The following is a 17,788-nucleotide window of genomic DNA, read 5'->3' as shown; positions in this document are numbered from 1 at the left end:
CAATGAGAGCACCATCTGTGAACGGTGTCAACGGACATGACGCTTGACGGGTGTGACACACTTCGGAGGTGCAGGTGAACCCGACCATTACGGCAGCGGAGATCGCCCGGCTCGCCGGGGTGGGTCGCGCCGCGGTCAGCAACTGGCGGAAACGCCATCCCGACTTCCCGACTCCGGTGGGTGGCACCTCGGCCAGCCCCGAGTTCGACCTCACAGAGGTCGAGCAGTGGCTGCGCCGGCAGGGCAAGCTCCCCGAGCTGTCCCGGGTCGACCGGCTCTGGCGCCACCTCGCCACCGCGGGGGAGACCCCCTCGACCGGGCTGGCCGCCGTCGGCGCGCTGCTGCTCGCCCGGCAGCGCGGCGGACGACCGCGCCGTGGCCACACCGACACGCCCGTCATCGCCGACCTGCGACCGGAAATCGAGGCGCTCGCCGACGAACTGGGGCCGCAGGTCGCCTTCGACGAGCTGTGGCAGCGCTTCTCCGCGCCCGGCCCGGGTCGCCCCTGGGCCACCCCCGACGAGCTGGCCGACCTGATGGTCGGGCTGTCGGGCGTCGGCGGCGGCTCCGTCCTCGACCCTGCCGCCGGGTCCGGTGCCACGCTGCGGGCCGCCGTCCGGGCCGGCTGTGTCGCGGCGTACGGGCAGGAGCTCGACGACGACCTCGCCCGGCTGGCCGGGCTGTGGCTTGCCCTGCGTGAGGTGCCCGGCGAGGTGTGCCCCGGCGACTCACTGCGCGCCGACGCCTTTGTCGGCCGCACCGTCGACGCCGTCATCTGCCACCCGCCGTTCGGCGTCACGAACTGGGGCAACGAGGAACTCGGCTACGACCCCCGCTGGGAGTTCGGCGTCCCGCCGCGTACCGAGCCGGAGCTGGCCTGGGTGCAGCACGCGCTGGCCCACCTGCGCCCCGGCGGGCACGCCGTGATCCTGATGCCGCCGGCGGCTGCCGGGCGTCGTGCGGGCCGGCGGATCCGCGCCGAGCTGCTGCGCCGCGGCGCGCTGCGCGCCGTCATCGCACTCCCGAGCGGGGTGGCCGCGCCGCACGGCGTACCGCTGCATCTGTGGGTGTTGCGGCGGCCCACGGCCGACGCGCCCGCACCGGCGCGGGCGCTGCTGGTCGACGCCGCAGAGGGCGACCTACCTGAACTCTCGGCGCGGGTCCTGGCCGCCTGGCGGACCTTCACCGCCGCACCCGACGCCGAGGTCGAGGAGACCGGCTTCGCCCGGGCGGTGCCGGTCATCGAGCTGCTCGACGAGGAGGTCGACCTCACCCCCGCCCGTCGGCAACCCGCCGTCGGGGGCGAGCAGAGCGGCGAGCATCTGGTACGCACCAGAGAGCGGCTGGCCGCCATCGTCGGCGACCTGCCGGCGCTGATGCCGCAGGTAACGCCCGCGCCCGACGGGGCGACACCGCTTTTCGTCACGGTCGCCGAGCTGGCCCGCAGCGGCGCATTGCAGCTGATCGGCCCCATCCGGGCCAACTCATCCTCAGAAGGTGGCGGATCGACCGGCGGGCCGCCGATGCTCACCGTGCAGGACGTGCTGGCCGGCGTCGACGCCTCCGGCCAGGCCGACGACCGCCTGGGCCAAGAGATCCCCCTGGCGGTGGGCGATGTCGTGGTGCCGATGATCGCCCGCACGCTCACGCCTCGGGTGATCATCGCCGAGGGAGCCCTCCTCGGCCGCAACCTCTACCTGCTGCGCCCCAACCCGGCCGCGCTCGACCCGTGGTTCCTCGCCGGACAACTGCGCACCTCGGCCAACGAGAAGCAGGCGTCGAGCCTGTCGGGCACACTCCGCTTCGACATCCGGCGGGCCCAGGTGCGGCGCCTGCCGCTCGACGAGCAGCGGGCACACGGTGAGGCATTCCGACGCCTCGACGCCTTCGAGTCGGCAATCCGACAGGCGGCGTCGCTGGGGGCCGAGCTGGTCCAGCTCACCGCGGACGGCCTCGCGCGGGGATCACTCCAGGCTGAGCAGCGACCGAGCGGTAAGCGACCGAGCCGGTAAGGGACCAATCGCCGCCCCTGCTGACGAAACGGGCTCCTCATCCGCACCGGGTGGGGGACTGCACCGCTTCAGGGCAGCGGCCATACTCCTTCACTTAAGGCAATCGAAAGGAACCTGGTGAGTACCAAGCACCAAGAGCTCGCAAACTTCATCTGGTCGGTGGCCGACCTGCTGCGCGGCGACTACAAGCAGTCCGAGTACGGCCGGGTGATCCTGCCCCTGACCGTGCTGCGCCGGCTGGACTGTGTGCTGGAGCCGACGAAGGACGCGGTGCTTGCCCGCTACCAACAGCTCAAGGATGCGGGCGTGCAGAACATGGAGCCGGTGCTGCGTCGGGCTGCTGGGCTGCCGTTCTACAACACCAGCAAGCTGTCCTTCAAGACGTCGTTCGGCGACCATGACCAGGTAGCAGTCAACCTGCGCGCCTACATCGGCGGATTTTCGCCAGGTGCCGTTGACGTGCTGGACAAGTACGGCTTCGACACCCAGATCAGCCGGCTCGCCGAGGCCGGACTGCTCTACCAGGTCGTGGCCAAGTTCGGCGAGGTCGACCTGCATCCCGACGTGGTCTCCAACCACCAGATGGGCTACGTCTTCGAGGACCTGATCCGACGCTTCTCCGAAATCAGCAACGAGACCGCCGGTGAGCACTTCACCCCGCGCGAGGTCATCAAGCTGATGGTCAACCTGCTGCTCGCCCCCGACGAGGACGACCTGGTCACCCCCGGCATCGTCCGCAAGATCTACGACCCAGCCTGCGGCACCGGCGGCATGCTCAGCGAGGCCCAGGACCACATCCAGGAGCACAACCCGCACGCCACCGTCGAGGTGTACGGGCAGGAGCTCAACGGCGAGACGTACGCGATCTGCCGCTCCGACATGATGCTCAAAGGCGGCGACCCGACGAAGATCGCCTACGGCAACTCGTTCAGCCAGGACGGCCACGAGGGCGAGCGCTTCGACTACATGCTCGCCAACCCGCCGTTCGGCGTGGAGTGGAAAAAGGTCGAGAACTACATCAAGGCGGAGGCCGCGCGCGGCCACGCCGGCCGCTTCGGCGCCGGCCTGCCCCGGATCAACGACGGCTCGCTGCTCTTCCTCCAGCACATGGTCTCGAAGATGAAGCGCCCCGAGGACGGCGGTAGCCGCCTGGCGATCGTCTTCAACGGCTCACCGCTGTTCACGGGCGCGGCCGGGTCGGGCGAGTCGGAGATCCGTCGCTGGATCCTGGAGAACGACCTCCTCGAAGGCATCGTCGCCCTGCCCGACCAGCTCTTCTACAACACCGGCATCTCGACGTACTTCTGGATCCTCAGCAACCGCAAGGACCCGGCCCGTGCGCGCAAGGTCGTGCTGCTTGACGGCCGCGACTACTGGACCAAGATGCGCAAGAGCCTCGGCGACAAGCGCAAGATGCTCACCGACGAGCACATCGCCGAGCTGACCCGAGCGTACGTCGACGCGCTGTCCATCGCGGACGACCCCGAGCACCCGCAGCACGCCAAGGTGAAGGTCTTCAAGACCACCGACTTCGGCTACCAGCGGATCACCGTCGAGCGCCCGTTGCGGCTGCGCTTCGAGGTCACCGAGGAGACGGTCGCGCTGCTCGCGGAGGCGAAGGCGGTGCTCAAGTACGCCGAGCGGGAGTCGCTGCTGGCGGCGACGAAGTCGCTCATCGGTACGTCGTCCGCGACCCGTGCCGAGTTCGCCATGAAGCTGAACGGGCTGGGCAAGCTGCCGGCGGCGGTGGAGAAGGCGGTGTGGGAGGCGTTCTCGGTCAGCGACCCTGAGGGGGAGGTGCAGACTGACCGCAAGGGCAAGCCGTTGCCGGACTCTGACCTGCGCGACAATGAGAACGTACCGCTGGACGAGGACATCCACGCCTACCTCAAGCGCGAGGTGCTGCCCCACGTTCCGGATGCCTGGATCGACGAGACCAAGGCCAAAATTGGGTATGAGATCCCGTTCACCCGTCACTTCTACCTCTATGGCTCTCCGAGACCATTGACGGAGATTGACGCAGAGATCAACGCGCTTGAGGCAGAGATCCGGGCGCTCCTTGGTCAGGTAACCTCATAATGGAATTGATTCCTCTGAAGCGCATCGCTCAGCTGCGATACGGTGACGCTCTTTCAGCTGAACTGCGCAGCCCCGGCGAAGTTCCCGTCTATGGTTCTGGTGGAGTTAGCGGCAGCCATCATGTGGGGAACACTGATGCACCCGCGATCGTGGTGGGCAGGAAGGGAAGTTACGGCACTGTCCATTGGGCTCAACGGGGCGCCTTCGTCATCGATACTGCATATGCAATCGATGGCCGCACTTCGACGGTGGATCTCCGGTGGCTGTACTATGTGTTGCAAATGGTGAACCTTAAGGGTTCATCGCAGGATGTAGGTGTTCCCGGGCTTTCTCGCGAAACCGCACATGGGGTACTCGTTCCGACGCCTCCTTCTGTGGAGGAGCAGCGTCGGATCGCCCACTTCCTCGACATTGAGTGCTCGCGAGTTAATCGTGCCGTGGAGGCTAGGCAGCGGGCTATCCATCTAAATGGAGAGCGTTTCTCGTCCCTCATCGAGTGGCAGCTAGTGGGACCTGCTGCGACATCAACACGACTAAAGTTCTTGCTAGCGCGTCCGCTCGAGTATGGAGCCGCAGAAGCGGCGCAGCATCAGGAGCGAAACTGGCCGCGGTACATCAGGACGACGGATGTCGCACCCGATGGGAATCTGAGAGACGAGACGTTCGTTTCGTTGCCGCCAGAGATTGCACGGCGATACATGCTTGCAGACGGCGATCTCCTATTCACCCGAAGCGGTGCTACCGTTGGCAAGACCTTTCTCTACAAGGCGGATTGGGGTCCTGCGGCATTCGCCGGATATCTGATCCGGGCCCGCTTCCGAAAAGATTTGGTACTGCCGGAGTATGTTGCCTTCTTTTGTCAGTCGGCCACCTACTGGCAGCAGATTCAACTCGAATCTGTCAGTGCGACAATTCAGAATTTCAACGCCGAGCGGTATGGCAATCTTAGGGTTCCATACGTACCTGTCGAACAGCAGTCTCGGCTGGTCGCAAACCTGTCTGCTGCGGAGAAAATTACACGGAGCATCCAAACGTTGGCGCGACAGCAGGTTTCCCTGCTTAATGAGCGGCGGAAGGCGCTGATCACAGCTGCCGTAACGGGTCAGATCGACGTGACGACGGCGCGGGGGGTTGACGTATGAGCCTGGCAAATCAAGAGCAGATGTTCGAGGTGGCGATCAAGGCGGCGCTGCTGGGCTCGGGGTGGCTGCGCGGCGCCGCGAGCGATTACGCTCGGCAACTCGGGCTCGATACCGCCGAACTTCTCGCCTTCATTGGCGCTACCCAGCCGGACGAGTGGGCGAAGTTGCTGGCATACCACGGCAATAACCCAGACGAGGCGCAGCGGCAATTCGCCCAGCATCTCGCCAGGCAGATCGACGAACGCGGCCCCCTCGACGTCCTCCGCCGAGGCGTCAAGGACAAGGGCGTCCTGATCCGGCTTGCCTACTTCAAGCCCGCTCATGCCATCACCGACGACGCGCTCAAGCTCTACCGCGCTAACCGCCTCACCGTCACCCGCCAGCTCGCCTACTCGACCAGCAACAACAACACTCTCGACCTGGTGCTCTTCGTCAACGGCATCCCGCTCGCCACGGCCGAACTGAAGAACCCGCTGACCGGCCAGACCGTCGAGGACGCCAAGGAGCAGTACCGCAAGACCCGTGACCCGAAGGAACTGCTCTTCGCTCGGCGTACTCTCGTGCACTTCGCCGTGGATCCCGACCTGGTCTTCGTGACGACGAAGCTGGCGGGGGAGAAGACGCGGTTTCTGCCCTTCAACACCGGCTCGGACGGGCCGGGTGTCTCCGGCGGCGCCGGCAACCCGCCGGTCGGCGCGTCCGGTTACCGCAGCTCCTACCTGTGGGAGCAGATCTGGCACCCGGACACCTGGATGGACCTGGTGCGGCGGTTCCTGCACACCGACAAGGAGTCGCGGAGCCTGATCTTCCCGCGCTACCACCAGTGGCACGCGGTCACCCAGCTCACCGACCACGCGGCCCGCCACGGTTCCGGCCACAACTACCTGGTCATGCACTCGGCCGGGTCGGGCAAGTCGAACACCATCGCCTGGCTGGCGCACCGGCTGTCCAGCCTGCACACCGCGCCCGTGGTCGACGACGAACGGCTGCGCCCCAACGAGCCGGTCTTCGACAAGGTCATCATCATCACCGACCGGGTGGTGCTGGACCGGCAGTTGCAGGACACCGTCTTCCAGTTCGAGCACGTGCCGGGCGTGGTGCAGCGGATCGACAAGGACTCCGCACAGCTCGCCGCCGCCCTCCAGGGCGAGACCGCCAAGGTGGTCATCACCACCATGCAGAAGTTCCCCTACATCCTCGACAAGGTGCAGGGGCTCAAGGGCAAGCGGTTCGCCGTCATCGTCGACGAGGCGCACTCGTCGCAGTCCGGCGACTCGGCCGCCGCGCTGAAGAAGGTGCTGCTCAAGCTCGGCAGCGACGACGTCGACGAGTCGGGTGACCTGCTCACCGCCTCCGCGCTGGCCCGGGGCCGGCACGAGACGCTATCGTACTTCGCCTTCACCGCCACGCCGAAGCCGAAGACCCTGGAGTTGTTCGGCACGCCGCACCCGGTCACCGGCAACCCGCAGCCGTTCCACACGTACTCGATGCGGCAGGCCATCGAGGAGGGCTTCATCCTCGACGTGCTGCGCAACTACGTGACCTACAAGTCGTACTGGAAGCTGGCCAACGCCAACCCCGACGACCCGGACGTCGACCCGAAGAAGGCCGGCGCGCAGCTTGCCCGCTTCGCCAGCCTGCACCCGACGATGCAGGCGCAGAAGGCCGAGATCATCGTCGAGCACTTCCGCAAGCACACTGCGCCGCGCCTCGGCGGTCGCGCCAAGGCCATGGTGGTCACCGGCTCCCGCGAGGCTGCCGTCCGTCTGCACACCGCCATCAAGAAGTACGTCGGCCTGCAGGGCTACGTCGGCTGCGACTCCCTGGTCGCCTTCTCGGGTGAGCTGGAGGTCGACGGCGTCGAGCACACCGAGGCGCGGGTCAACGGGTTCAGCGAGGGCGAGCTGCCCGAGAAGTTCGCCTACACCGCCGCCGACGACAAGCACGCTGGCACGCCGAGGGCCAAGCAGGACACCGAGTACCGGATCCTGGTCGTCGCCGAGAAGTACCAGACCGGCTTCGACCAGCCGCTGCTCACCACGATGTATGTCGACAAGCTCCTCAAGAGCGTCGCCGCCGTGCAGACCCTGTCCCGGCTCAACCGGACCCACCCGCTCAAGGCCCAGGGCGACATCTTCGTCCTCGACTTCGTCAACGAGGCCGGCGACATCGCCGAGCAGTTCAAGCCGTACTTCGAGACCGCCGCCACCACCCCCACCGACCCGAACCTGCTCTACACGGCGCAGAACGCGGTCACCGGGTATCCGGTGCTGGTCGACTCGGAGATGCAGGCGTACGCCGAGGCGCTGCTCGCCGCGGAACGCAAGGCGACCAGCGACACCGGCCTGCAGCGGGCGCACGCCGCGCTCTACCGCTTCACCGAGCCGGCCGTCGATCGCTACAAGGCCCTCGCTGCCGACGACCCGGAGGCCGCCGACGGCTTCCGGTCCGCGCTGCGCGACTACACCCGGATGTACGCGTTCCTCAGCCAGGTCGTGCCCTACCACGACGAGGACCTGGAACGTCTCTACCTGTACGGGCGGGCGCTGCTCAACCGGCTGCCTCGCCGGCAGGATCCGTCCGTCGACATCGGCGAGGTGCAGCTGACCCACCTGCGGGTCAGCAAGACCGGCGAGCACGACGCGTCGCTGACGCCCGAGGGCGAGCAGATGCTGCCCGGCTTCGTGGGCGGGGCGGCGGGCCGGCAGCACGACCCGGAGAAGGTGGCCCTGTCCGAGCTGATCGACGCGTTCAACGACAAGTTCGGCATCGGGCTTGGCGAGTCGGACAAGGTCTGGGTCGAGCAGCAGATCGTCGCCCTCGCCGAGGACGGCACCCTCGAAGCCGCCGCGATGGTCAACGACGAGAGCAACTTCGGTGTCGTCTGCGACAAGCGGATCGAGGACGTGATCCTGTCCCGGCACGACGACAACGGCAAGCTCATGCAGCGCTACCTCGACGACGACGCTTTGCGGTCGCAGCTCAACCAGTTCGCGCGCCGGCAGGCGTACCAGATGATCCGCCGCCGCAAGGGCATCGCCTGAGCGGTCACCCGCGCCGGACAAGCGGTGAGTCGAACCCCTCGGAGAAAGGCAACGTCTCGTGACGTCGTCGGAGAACTACGTCCACCTGTGGATCGCCAGTGACGCGAAGACCACTGCGGTCGCGTTGACCGAGGTGGGGGTCAGCGGGCGGGCCCGGGTGCACGAATGGGGCAGCGTCACCGACGTCAGCCCCGACGCCCCCATGAGTCGGGAAGCGGCGAACCGGCGGGCGACCCAGCAGATGATCCTGATCGCCGTCGTCTCGATCGGTATCTGCCTGGCGGGAGGAGCGCCGTACGCCGGGGTGATCTTCGTGGTCGCCTTCGTTCTTGGCGCCGCAGCCATCGTCGGCGCGATCAGGGCCGAGCAGCAGGGCACAGTCCGCACGCCGGACCTTCGCAGTTTCCCCGACATCCACCGACTGCTGACCACGCCGCAGGAACAGCGCTCCTTCCGGGCACTGGTCACGCTCGCCGAGCGGGTGGGTCGGACGCTCCCTGCACTCGACGAGCTCGTCGAGCCCAGCGAGGCCGGTGAGCTCCTGGCGCAGGCGCTCTGGGACGGTGCCAAGAACCTGGCGCGCAAGCAGGACATCCGGGCGGTCCGCGACGACCTGCGGCGGCACGAGAAGGACACCACGGACGAGTCGAGCCGCGCGTACCGGGACTTGAAACACCAGCGGCAGCAGGCCGACGCACTGTGGAAGGAAGTCAACGGCGAACTGGCGACGCTCGTCGGGCAACTGACCGCCGCCGCTGAGGCCGGAGAGCGGTTCATCCGTGACCGTGAGCTGGACGAGACGCTTCAGCGGACCGAGAAGGCGCTCGCTGAGCTTGTGGTCGACCCCATGTCGGGACCGTCGGGTGCGAGCGAACAGCTCGCGGACGAGACGACGGCTGTGCTCGACGCCTACCGCGAACTCAACGACTTGTACGGCGGCAAGCACTGACGGTATCGACGACGAGGCCAGTAGACCGATTGACCTGGGGGTTTGATGCGGGCGCAGGACCGCGTGGCCGACCGCTACGAACTCACGTACGCGGTCGGTCGCGGTGGCATGGGAGAGGTGTGGGCCGGCTTCGACGAGAAGCTCGACCGGCCCGTCGCGATCAAGTTCCTCCGCAAGCTCTCCATTCCGGACGGCGAGCGGGAGAACGCGGTCGAGCGGTTCATGCGGGAGGCACGGGTCACCGCCCGGCTCGACCATCCCGGGGTACCCAGCGTGTATGACGTCGGCGTTCAGGGCGACGACATCTACATCGTCATGCAGCTCGTACCCGGCATGCTCCTCTCCGACCTGGTCGCGGAACGCGGCTGGCTCTCGGTGCCGTGGGCCGCGGCGATCGGGGCGCAGATCTGCTCCGTCCTGGCGACGGCGCACGCGGCCTCGCTGGTGCACCGTGACCTCAAGCCGCAGAACCTGATGGTCACACCCACCGGCTCGGTCAAGGTCCTCGACTTCGGGGTGGCTGCGCTGCTCGGCCCGGCAGATGTACCCCGACTGACCGCCACCGGCCACACCCTCGGCACGCCCACCTACATGGCGCCCGAGCAGGCGTTGAACAGTACGGTGGGCCCGAAGGCGGATCTGTATGCGCTCGGCTGTGTGCTGTTCGAACTGCTGACCGGCAACCCGCCCTACCGGGCGGACAACCCGCTCGGCATGCTGCATCGGCACATGAACGACCCGGTCCCCTCGGTGACGGACCACCGCGCCGGCGTGCCGGACGTGCTGGCGCAGCTGGTGGTGCGGATGCTCGCCAAGGATCCGCAGCACCGTCCGGGGTCCGCCGCCGAGGTGTACGGGATTCTGATGCCGCTCGGTGCCGTCGAGCCGGACCTTGCCGCCGACCGGGCAACGACAGTGGCGGACGGCCAGCGGGTCGATCCGACGATGCCCTACCGGTACCCCTTCGGTCCGCTGCCACCCCGGGCGCCCCTTGCCCCCACGAAGATCGACGTGGTGCGGCCTCGCAGCGCGCCGGAGGTCATCCCCGTCCCCTCTGCCGACGAGCTGGCGGAGGTCGAGGAGCGGGCCTGGGAGCTGGCAGAGGAGGAGCGGTTCACCCAGGCGGCCGAGCTGCTGGAGACCGCACTGCGCCCGATCCGCAAGGCACACGGCGCAGCCAAGCAGCCGAGGATCCTGGAGCTGCGTGTCAACCTGGCCAACCTCTACGTGCTCGCTGGCGCGTTCCGGCAGGCGCTGCCCGAGTTTCAGCGGCTGATCCCCGACCTGGCCGCGCGACCGGTGCCGGACCAGGAGCTGATCTGGCACTGCCGGCAACAGGCCGCCGTCTGCCAGGCGGAACTGGGCGAGGCTGCCGCCGCAATGGCTGAGCTGCGCGCCCTGCTCGCCGAGGAACAGAGGGTCGGTTCTCCGGGCGCGACGGAACTGTTCCCGTTGCGGCAGCAGATCGCCATGCTCGCCGCCGGTCTCGGCGAGGTGACAGATGCTCGGCATCAGCTGACGGGCCTGCTGCGGGACGTCACCGGCCGGTACGGGCCAGAGTCGTCCGCCGCTGGCGAGATCGCGGCGCTGCTCAGCCATCTCCACCGGTTGGGCGAGAACCTGCTCGATGGCACGAACGGACGGAGCGAGGAGTGATGAGCACGGTCGAGCTGGAGGACGCCCTCAAGCAGTGCGTCGAGCGGGTGGCGCGCTTCCGCCGTCAACACCAGCGCATCGGTGAACAGAACACCAAGGCGGGGCTCATCGAACCCGTCATCGGAGCGCTCGGGTGGGACCTGTTCGACCCGGACGAGGTACACCGGGAATACCGGCGACGCGGCCCGGACAACCCCGTCGACTACGCCCTGCTCCTTCTTCGTACGCCACGGCTGTTCGTCGAAGCCAAGGGCCTCGGGGAGAATCTCGACGATCCACGGTGGGCCAATCAGACCATCAGCTACGCCGCGGTGGCCGGTGTCGAGTGGGTGGCGTTGACTGATGGCGCGGAGTGGCGGATCTACAACGCCCATGCGCCCGTACCCATCGAGCACAAGCTGTTCCGCGCCGTCCGATTGGAGGACAGCCTCGACGACACTGCGGAGTTGCTGTCACTGCTGAGCAAGGACAACATGCGGGACAACCGTATTGAAGAGCTTTGGAAGGGCTACTTCGTCGACCGACAGGTCCATGGTGAGCTGCTCGAACTGTTCGGGGATGGAGAGCCGGCGGCGGAGTTGGTGACGATGTTGGACCGTCGTTTGTCGAGACTTACTCGGGACGAGATACGTGCCAGCCTCATCCGCGTTCGTGCCACCTTCGACTTCCCGTCGTCGGCTGCCTCCACCGGCGTCGCGTCTGTCAGCCCTCTTGGTGCTATGGAACATGTCGAGACGGTGCCCGTTGTGCCTCCGACGGTGGCCCCCGTGCTGCCTCAGCAGCAAACTCCGGTCCGCCCTGCCAAGAGCCGTTCGCACAAGCGGCCGGTGTCGGAGGGGGAACGCGCGCTGAAGGTGATCGACCTGATCAGGGCCGGTCGGTTACGCCCGGGCAGCAGACTTTACGGGAAGTACCTCGGCAAGCAGTACGTTGCCGAACTGCTGGCGGATGGCAGCATCCGCTACGGCGGGCGGACCCTCGGCTCCCCGAGTGCGGCCGGCGAGGCAGTGAAGATCGAGGTGCACGGCCCTTCGATCACAGCCACCCGCCGAGCCACCGACGGGCTCGACTTCTGGTCTGCGGAGGACGCCCGTGCCGGTGACGTGGTGTCGCTCAAGGAGATCCGGCGACGCCTCGCGACTGAGGGGGAGGCATGAAACAGCCGCTGACCCTCGCGGAGATCCTCGCGGTCCTGAGCGATCCGCAGTCCGTCACCGACCTGAAGCGGTACTTCGGGCACGCAGGCGAATCGGCTTTCACTGGTGGACAGTTCGAACGACTCGGAGGCGGTGGCGACCGGCCGGAGACCTGCAACCTCGTCACGGCGGAGGACCTGATCGCGGTCGAGCTGCTCAGTGTCCGGGTGCCGCCGCGCACCGCCTTGGACCTGTTGCAGGGCGCGCTCGGAGAGGCGGTGTCGGCGGAACTGGGCGAGATACCGACGACCGTTGCGCTGGGCCACCCCGGCGCCTTGCCTCTCGTCGAGAAGGGGCAAGGCGCCTACAGGGCGTGGCGGTTGCTGCGGAAGGCCGACGGGATCGGCTGGGTGGTGGCAGGGAAGCTGCTCGCCCGCAAGCGGCCTCACCTCGTACCGGTCTACGACGAGGTTGTCGCCTGCGCCTTCCGTACGAGGAAGGACTTCTGGCGCTGGCTGCACGGCCGTCTGGGGGAGCGGGACGGGATCCTCGCCGAACGGCTCGCCGATCTCCGGCGGCAAGCCGAACTGCCGGACACCATCTCCCTGCTCCGGATCCTCGACGTGGTCATGTGGATGCGTCACCGCGACGAGCACACCGGCTACCGATGCCCGGGCGGGCGGCTTCCTACGAGCGGCCGTTAGCGTTGCGCCCCTGGGGCTGTCGGGGGTCGTAGCGGCCCTCCAGATACGCGATGAAGCGTTCTGGATGTTGAATGTAGGTGCTGATCGTGGACGGCCTGTGGTTGCCGGCGGCGAGGAGTGCTTGGTGATACTTGGCCAGTTCCTGCCGAAGTTCGTCGGTCGTCCAACTCCGCGGTGTCATAGCGCCATCATGTAGCTTGCGGTGGCATTCGGACAGCAGTGATTCGGTGGGCGTTGGTTCAGGACGTCAGGTGCCCGCCCTTCACTCTGCTGACGAAGGTCTCCCAGGCATCCGGAGCGAAGGTCAATGCTGGCCCCGAGCTGTTCTTCGAGTCGCGGACGGCGACGATGCCAGGGAGGTTGGTGGCGACCTCGACGCAGTCGCCGCCGTTGTCGCCGCTGCGGGTGCTCTTGCGCCAGACGGCGCCGGTCAGGTCAGTCATGTCGCATCTCCCCGATGAGCCGCTTGATCATGTCTCTCGATTCTGCCTCGCCGAGGGCGAGTGCATCCAGGCCCCTCCAGATTCGGTCGTAGGCGGCCATCTCGTCGGGCTTGTCGAGGTAGAGCGCTCCTGTCAGGGACTCGCTGTGGACGACGGATGGTTCTGGGGCGGCGCGACCACCCTTGGTCGGTGGAAAGTCGAGGATGACGAAGGACCCGGCTACCGCGCCGGGCTGAGGCCCCGCTGCCAGCGGCAGCACCCTGACCGACACGTTTGGGAGGCCCGAGAGTTTGATGAGCTGGTCGAGTTGGCGGCTCATCACCTCGGGACCGCCGAGAACCCGCCGGAGCACCGCCTCCGACAGCACGGCATCAAGTCGGGGTGCCGCCGGTAGCCGTCGGACGAGAAGTGCCTGTCGCTGAAGCCGAACCTGCACCGCCCGTTCGCGTTCTTCGTCGCTCAACCGCCCGCCAAGACGGTAGAGGGCGTGGGCGTACTCCTTGGTCTGAAGGATTCCGGGGATCAGCGACTCGTCGTACCGGCGGAGGTGCGCGGCGGCGGATTCCAGGCCGACGTACAGCTCGAACCAGCTCGGGACCGCGTCGCCGTACGCGTGCCACCAGCCCTTGGACTTCGTCTCCGTGGCGAGCCCGCGCATCGCCTCGGTCATTTCGGCGGACACCCCGTACAGCTCGCACATCGCCTTGACGTCGAGCACGCGGACCGGGCCCATGCCGCATTCGATCCGCCAGATCTTCTGCCGGCTGTATTCGAGGGCCTCGGCGGCGGCGTCGAGGGTCACGCCCGCCTCGGTGCGGTACTGGCGTAGCAGCCGGCCGAGTTGCCGGCGCGGCACGGTCGATCCGACATCCTCGGTCACCCAAACACTCCCTGATTCCGTCGCGCAACACTGCGTCACGTGGTCATGTAACAGCTATCGGTAGCAGCAAAGAAAGTCAATACCTCTGGGAAGAATTCTGGTGTGGAACGTTGCTTCGGCGCTGCGCGCCGTCACAGGATGACCACAGGCCCTGGTGTCGTACCGCTGATCGAAGCTGCGGCGGCAGAGCGGGGTGGCCCGTGCGTGCGGGGAGGGCGGACGGGCCACCCCTTCCAGTCCACGAGGGAGAGGCAGGCAGCAGATGAGCGTCCGCAACCAACGACCGGGAGCGACCTACCGCTCCTCGGCGTACACCAGTCTGCTGCCGTGGCAGGTGCGTGAGCGCCGCTTCAAGTCGGTCGGGCTCGGACGCCGCGGCCTGGAACCGGCCGACGTCTACGACTTCCTCGACCGCGTCGCCGGCGACATGGCCAACGTCTACGCCGCACTGGCCGCCAGCCGCCGGGAGACCGCCGTCATCAAGGACGCGCTGCGCCGCTGGCAGTCCGAGCAGGCCCGCGCCCGCGCCGACCGGGGAAGCCAGGCATGACCCAGCGGTACGTCGTGCACCTGCCCGTCGCCGCCGCCGACCTGCCGGCCGCACAGCGGCTGGCCCGGGTGATCAGCCGTTGGCTGCTGGTGCTGCCGCAGACCGACCCAGGGGAGATCACCGTTTCGGAAGAGGACAACCAGCACGTACGTCACCGGATCTTCTGTGACCTGCGGATGCCCGGCGGCCGGCGCTGCCTGCTCCGCGCCGACCACGACGGCGCCTGCTCCCGCCGCCTGCCCCGGTGAGGGCGGACGAGCACTGGCTGCGGGACCGGCCCTGACGCCCAGTGGTAGCCGAGGAACCGCCAGCTCCGGTCCCCGCCGCGACTGGCTCCGTGAGTCCGCGATCGTCCTACGAACCAGCGGGGACCAGGCGTCCGAACCGTCCGTCGAAGTACTCGACGGTGTACCGGCCTGAGAGTTCGGCGGCGAGACGTCGGGCCAGCTCGTGGCCGGCGGCGTAGAAGTCCGCCTCTTGGTCCGCGTCGGGGAATCCGGACGAGGCTGGATCATCCCGATCCAGCGTGCCGTCGTATGTCTGTGCCCACTGCAACAGCGACGCCGCCAGTTCGTCTGAGATCGGCAGCCCGCCGGGATCGACGTTGTCGGCCCCGGCGACTCCAGTCAGCCACGTCGGATAACACTCGTAGTCCGCCATGACCCGCACGGTCGAAGCGCTAGCGTCCAACTGGGTTCGCCCCCACGATGAATCCGTTGTTGCCGACGGAGACGGCGACCTTGTGCACCCTACCCTCGAACATCACCTCGTAGATCGGGCGCGTCCGCTGCATCCCGACCACCTTCCCCTCGGTGACGGCGGCGAACACGAGATTCGGCACCTTCTCCTCCGGTACGCCGGCCTTCGCGAAATCGCCAGCGTGTCGCAGGATGTGGGTAAGGCCAGCACGCTCGTTCCCCGTTTCTAGGAAGATGATCTGCCCGTTCGGATCTCGGCCGATGGCGACTATCTTTTCCGGATTGTGCTTCACGCCCTGCTGGCTCAGCTCGGCCAGCAGTTCCTGCCTTTGGTTGCGGCCACCTCGGGGACTTGGCGGACCACTACCTGTGCTCAACCGCCCCAGCGCCTGCTTAAGCTTCTCGATCAGCTCGCCGAGCCGCCGAACCTCCGGCATCAGCCGCCGTAGGCTCGCCAGCAGTGCCCGCAGCAGCCGTGCGATCCGCGCCGCCCACGACGCCACCAACGTCGTCACCTGCTCCACCACCAGCGGCGCGGCGAGCCCGCCGGTGACGACCAGTTCGCCGGCGTACACGATGAGCCGGGAGACGCAGGTGGCGATGGCGTCGCGGACCAGCAGCCGGACGGCGGCGACCAGGCCGGCGGCCCCTTCGGTGATGGCAGCGAGGGTGTCGGCGCCCTGGGCCAGCCCGCCGATGGCCTGCTGCTGCTCGGCGGCCCAGGCGCGGTAGGCGGGGCCGCCGCCGCCACCCCAGCCTGCGACGTCGGTGCGGGCGGCGGCGGCCAGGTCGGCGGCTTCCTTGCGCAGCGACGCGGCGACGTTGCGCCAGGTCTGGGCGTGGGCGGTGATCTGCGCCGGGTCGCCCGCGAGCCAGTCCAGTGCCTCGCTGAGCGGCTTGACGTGCTCGATCAGCCAGGCGATGCCGTACTGGAGCAGCACGCCGACCGGATCGGAGACAAAGGCGAGGGCGTCCAGGCCGGCACTGACGACGCCGAGGGTGCCGTCGATCCAGCTGCCGTTGCGGACGCCCTGCGCGATGAGCTCGATGTCCTCGCAGATCCAGATGCCGGCCCAGGCGCTGGGCGGGGTCTCGGCGGCCGTGGCGACGAGCGGGTTGGTGGTCACTCCTTGTGCCGTATCCGCTGTAGCGACTGCTCGGCCCGCGCGTCGGAGGCCCGGTAGCGGTCGGCGCTCGTTCTCAGCCGGTCGGCCGTGTCGCGTACCGAGCCGGCCGCCGTGCCGATGCCCTGGACCAGGGTCTGCTGAAGGCCGTCGAGCAGCGCCGGCATGATCGCGCAGAGCCGCCCGTACGCCTCGGCGCCCAGGCGGACGTGCTGGCCGGCCTGGCGGGCGGTGTCGAGACTGTCGGCGCGGCGATCGAGGCGTGCGGCGTGGTGGATCAGGCCGTCGGGGTCGACCTGGATGCCGTCACCGCCGGGCATCCGGTGTGCCCTGGTCGGGATCCAGCCGGCGGCGGTACGACTCGACCAGCGCCGCTGCGGTCGGATCCCCGGCGCCGAGGATGCCCGTGGTTGCCTTGGTGAGGCTGGACAGGAGGTCGGCGTGCGCGGCCCGGGTGGTGTCCAGGATCTGCCGGGCGGTGTGCACTGCGGAGTGTTGTCGGATGCGTTCGTCCAGCCGCAGGTCGACCAGCAGGCCCGACGAGTCGACGGTGACCTGGATGGTGCGATCAGGGTTGGTCGCTGTGCCCCGCATCGTCTGTACCTGCGAAGCCAGCTCCTTGGCTCGGGCCGCCCGGTCCGCGATGGACGCTTCCCAGTCGTCGAGCCGGTGCGTCGCCTCGTCCAGCGCGGCTTCGTCCGCCCACATGCCTGACCCTCCCCAGGGCATCGACGCCGACCGGTCCGCGTCGCCGACACGTTACCAACCGGTGGCGCTGCGTGGTGTGCCGCTGGCGGTGCCGACTACGGCCTGGACCGGTGCGGCGCTCGACGGCCCTGCGATGGCCGCGATCTGCTCAAGGTGGGCCGTGTTGACCAACCTCGGCATCGCACCCACGAGCGCTCCCTCAGCCCGACCGGCGCGTCAGGGATCCATTGTAGACGGACGGCTGAGGCCTGAGGTGGGGACGCTGGCTAGGTTTGGGGCATGGCACACGGGAGCTACACCGCCGACGGCAGCTACTGGACGGTGCGCAAGCACGGCTCGACCTTCTGGGTCGTACGTATCAGGAACGAGAACGGGACCTATCGGCGGTTGCAGTGGTGGGGCGGCTACCGGCATGCCGGTCACGCGGCCCGTGCGGCTGCCCAGTTGGCCTATCGGCAGGCCCGGGAGGACGTGGTCAAGGAACTTCGCGGCAGCCTGCACAGGGAGTTGGAGCGTGTCGGCCTCGGCGCCCTGCCCACGCCCGCCCCGCTGCGCCCGGACGCGTCGGTGCTGCCGCCCGACGAGGAGACGTCTGACGCCGAGGACTGACGGCGAGCTGCCTGCGCGGGCTCGCGTACATCTCGGGGTGTTGTCGGCGGCGCA

General features: G+C 68.1%; 17 protein-coding genes. 11 read left to right on the top strand and 6 right to left on the bottom strand.

Annotation, left to right across the window (positions count from 1 at the left end; all coding sequences use genetic code 11):
• Positions 1 to 74 precede the first annotated feature (74 nt).
• The 8 genes from GA0070610_RS14370 (at position 75) to GA0070610_RS14335 (ending at position 12,722) form a co-directional block, all read left to right on the top strand.
• The gene (locus tag GA0070610_RS14370) at positions 75 to 2,012 is read left to right on the top strand and encodes an N-6 DNA methylase (protein WP_231926120.1); all 1,938 of its coding nucleotides are present in this window, start codon (positions 75 to 77) and stop codon (positions 2,010 to 2,012) included.
• Between the two features lie 117 nt (positions 2,013 to 2,129).
• Positions 2,130 to 4,091, top strand: a complete 1,962-nt coding sequence (locus GA0070610_RS14365; RefSeq protein ID WP_231926119.1) for a type I restriction-modification system subunit M — start codon at positions 2,130 to 2,132, stop codon at positions 4,089 to 4,091.
• Positions 4,091 to 5,233: a restriction endonuclease subunit S gene (locus tag GA0070610_RS14360; RefSeq protein ID WP_089000504.1), complete on the top strand. Its 1,143-nt coding sequence runs from the start codon at positions 4,091 to 4,093 to the stop codon at positions 5,231 to 5,233. Before GA0070610_RS14365 ends, GA0070610_RS14360 begins: the two co-directional genes overlap by 1 nt.
• Positions 5,230 to 8,277 (top strand): type I restriction endonuclease subunit R, encoded by a 3,048-nt coding sequence (locus GA0070610_RS14355; protein WP_089000503.1) that lies wholly within the window; start codon positions 5,230 to 5,232, stop codon positions 8,275 to 8,277. Before GA0070610_RS14360 ends, GA0070610_RS14355 begins: the two co-directional genes overlap by 4 nt.
• Before the next feature lie 58 nt (positions 8,278 to 8,335).
• A complete protein-coding gene (locus tag GA0070610_RS14350; RefSeq protein ID WP_089000502.1) occupies positions 8,336 to 9,226 on the top strand; it encodes a hypothetical protein in 891 nt (296 codons plus the stop codon).
• 45 nt (positions 9,227 to 9,271) lie between these two features.
• Positions 9,272 to 10,882, top strand: a complete 1,611-nt coding sequence (locus GA0070610_RS14345) for a serine/threonine-protein kinase (protein WP_089000501.1) — start codon at positions 9,272 to 9,274, stop codon at positions 10,880 to 10,882.
• Positions 10,882 to 12,039 (top strand): restriction system modified-DNA reader domain-containing protein, encoded by a 1,158-nt coding sequence (locus GA0070610_RS14340; protein ID WP_089003500.1) that lies wholly within the window; start codon positions 10,882 to 10,884, stop codon positions 12,037 to 12,039. Before GA0070610_RS14345 ends, GA0070610_RS14340 begins: the two co-directional genes overlap by 1 nt.
• A complete protein-coding gene (locus GA0070610_RS14335) occupies positions 12,036 to 12,722 on the top strand; it encodes a DUF6308 family protein (RefSeq protein ID WP_089000500.1) in 687 nt (228 codons plus the stop codon). Before GA0070610_RS14340 ends, GA0070610_RS14335 begins: the two co-directional genes overlap by 4 nt.
• Positions 12,723 to 12,961: 239 nt before the next feature.
• Here the strand turns inward: GA0070610_RS14335 and GA0070610_RS14330 are convergent, their stop codons facing one another.
• Positions 12,962 to 13,165 (bottom strand): DUF397 domain-containing protein, encoded by a 204-nt coding sequence (locus GA0070610_RS14330; protein ID WP_089000499.1) that lies wholly within the window; start codon positions 13,163 to 13,165, stop codon positions 12,962 to 12,964.
• Positions 13,158 to 14,045, bottom strand: coding sequence for a helix-turn-helix domain-containing protein (locus tag GA0070610_RS14325; protein WP_089000498.1), 888 nt, complete (start codon positions 14,043 to 14,045; stop codon positions 13,158 to 13,160). The genes GA0070610_RS14330 and GA0070610_RS14325 overlap by 8 nt, the downstream gene beginning before the upstream one ends.
• A gap of 262 nt (positions 14,046 to 14,307) precedes the next feature.
• Here GA0070610_RS14325 and GA0070610_RS14320 point away from each other — a divergent pair, with 262 nt between their 5' ends.
• On the top strand, positions 14,308 to 14,595 hold the full coding sequence (locus GA0070610_RS14320) for a DivIVA domain-containing protein (RefSeq protein ID WP_089000497.1): 288 nt from the start codon (positions 14,308 to 14,310) through the stop codon (positions 14,593 to 14,595).
• Positions 14,592 to 14,843 carry a hypothetical protein gene (locus GA0070610_RS14315; RefSeq protein ID WP_089000496.1) on the top strand — a complete coding sequence of 84 codons (252 nt, stop codon included), beginning with the start codon at positions 14,592 to 14,594 and terminating at the stop codon, positions 14,841 to 14,843. Before GA0070610_RS14320 ends, GA0070610_RS14315 begins: the two co-directional genes overlap by 4 nt.
• A gap of 106 nt (positions 14,844 to 14,949) precedes the next feature.
• On the opposite strand, the gene GA0070610_RS14310 is transcribed toward GA0070610_RS14315, so the two are convergent.
• Genes GA0070610_RS14310 through GA0070610_RS14295 form a run of 4 tightly spaced genes read right to left on the bottom strand, consistent with a single transcriptional unit; the run spans position 14,950 to position 17,125 of the window.
• Positions 14,950 to 15,255 carry a hypothetical protein gene (locus tag GA0070610_RS14310; protein WP_089000495.1) on the bottom strand — a complete coding sequence of 102 codons (306 nt, stop codon included), beginning with the start codon at positions 15,253 to 15,255 and terminating at the stop codon, positions 14,950 to 14,952.
• A gap of 19 nt (positions 15,256 to 15,274) precedes the next feature.
• Positions 15,275 to 16,420, bottom strand: coding sequence for a WXG100-like domain-containing protein (locus GA0070610_RS14305; protein ID WP_231926118.1), 1,146 nt, complete (start codon positions 16,418 to 16,420; stop codon positions 15,275 to 15,277).
• The gene (locus tag GA0070610_RS14300) at positions 16,417 to 16,737 is read right to left on the bottom strand and encodes a type VII secretion target (protein WP_089000494.1); all 321 of its coding nucleotides are present in this window, start codon (positions 16,735 to 16,737) and stop codon (positions 16,417 to 16,419) included. Before GA0070610_RS14300 ends, GA0070610_RS14305 begins: the two co-directional genes overlap by 4 nt.
• Entirely contained in the window at positions 16,724 to 17,125 is a 402-nt protein-coding gene (locus GA0070610_RS14295) for a hypothetical protein (RefSeq protein ID WP_089000493.1), read from the bottom strand. The genes GA0070610_RS14300 and GA0070610_RS14295 overlap by 14 nt, the downstream gene beginning before the upstream one ends.
• Before the next feature lie 279 nt (positions 17,126 to 17,404).
• Here GA0070610_RS14295 and GA0070610_RS14290 point away from each other — a divergent pair, with 279 nt between their 5' ends.
• A complete protein-coding gene (locus tag GA0070610_RS14290) occupies positions 17,405 to 17,734 on the top strand; it encodes a hypothetical protein (protein WP_089000492.1) in 330 nt (109 codons plus the stop codon).
• Positions 17,735 to 17,788: the final 54 nt, after the last annotated feature.

Origin of the sequence: Micromonospora echinofusca (genome assembly GCF_900091445.1) — a bacterium.
Taxonomy (GTDB): Bacteria; Actinomycetota; Actinomycetes; order Mycobacteriales; family Micromonosporaceae; genus Micromonospora; species Micromonospora echinofusca.
The sequence above is the reverse complement of the archived record's forward strand: the minus strand, read 5'-3'. Positions and strand labels throughout refer to the sequence as shown.

Coding starts and splice junctions, on each gene's coding strand:
- GA0070610_RS14330 (WP_089000499.1), bottom strand. CDS start 13,165: ATGACTGACCTGACCGGCGCCGTCTGGCGCAAGAGCACCCGCAGCGGC.
- GA0070610_RS14295 (WP_089000493.1), bottom strand. CDS start 17,125: ATGTGGGCGGACGAAGCCGCGCTGGACGAGGCGACGCACCGGCTCGAC.
- GA0070610_RS14300 (WP_089000494.1), bottom strand. CDS start 16,737: ATGCCCGGCGGTGACGGCATCCAGGTCGACCCCGACGGCCTGATCCAC.
- GA0070610_RS14345 (WP_089000501.1), top strand. CDS start 9,272: ATGCGGGCGCAGGACCGCGTGGCCGACCGCTACGAACTCACGTACGCG.
- GA0070610_RS14310 (WP_089000495.1), bottom strand. CDS start 15,255: ATGGCGGACTACGAGTGTTATCCGACGTGGCTGACTGGAGTCGCCGGG.
- GA0070610_RS14290 (WP_089000492.1), top strand. CDS start 17,405: ATGGCACACGGGAGCTACACCGCCGACGGCAGCTACTGGACGGTGCGC.
- GA0070610_RS14340 (WP_089003500.1), top strand. CDS start 10,882: ATGAGCACGGTCGAGCTGGAGGACGCCCTCAAGCAGTGCGTCGAGCGG.
- GA0070610_RS14315 (WP_089000496.1), top strand. CDS start 14,592: ATGACCCAGCGGTACGTCGTGCACCTGCCCGTCGCCGCCGCCGACCTG.
- GA0070610_RS14360 (WP_089000504.1), top strand. CDS start 4,091: ATGGAATTGATTCCTCTGAAGCGCATCGCTCAGCTGCGATACGGTGAC.
- GA0070610_RS14355 (WP_089000503.1), top strand. CDS start 5,230: ATGAGCCTGGCAAATCAAGAGCAGATGTTCGAGGTGGCGATCAAGGCG.
- GA0070610_RS14335 (WP_089000500.1), top strand. CDS start 12,036: ATGAAACAGCCGCTGACCCTCGCGGAGATCCTCGCGGTCCTGAGCGAT.
- GA0070610_RS14320 (WP_089000497.1), top strand. CDS start 14,308: ATGAGCGTCCGCAACCAACGACCGGGAGCGACCTACCGCTCCTCGGCG.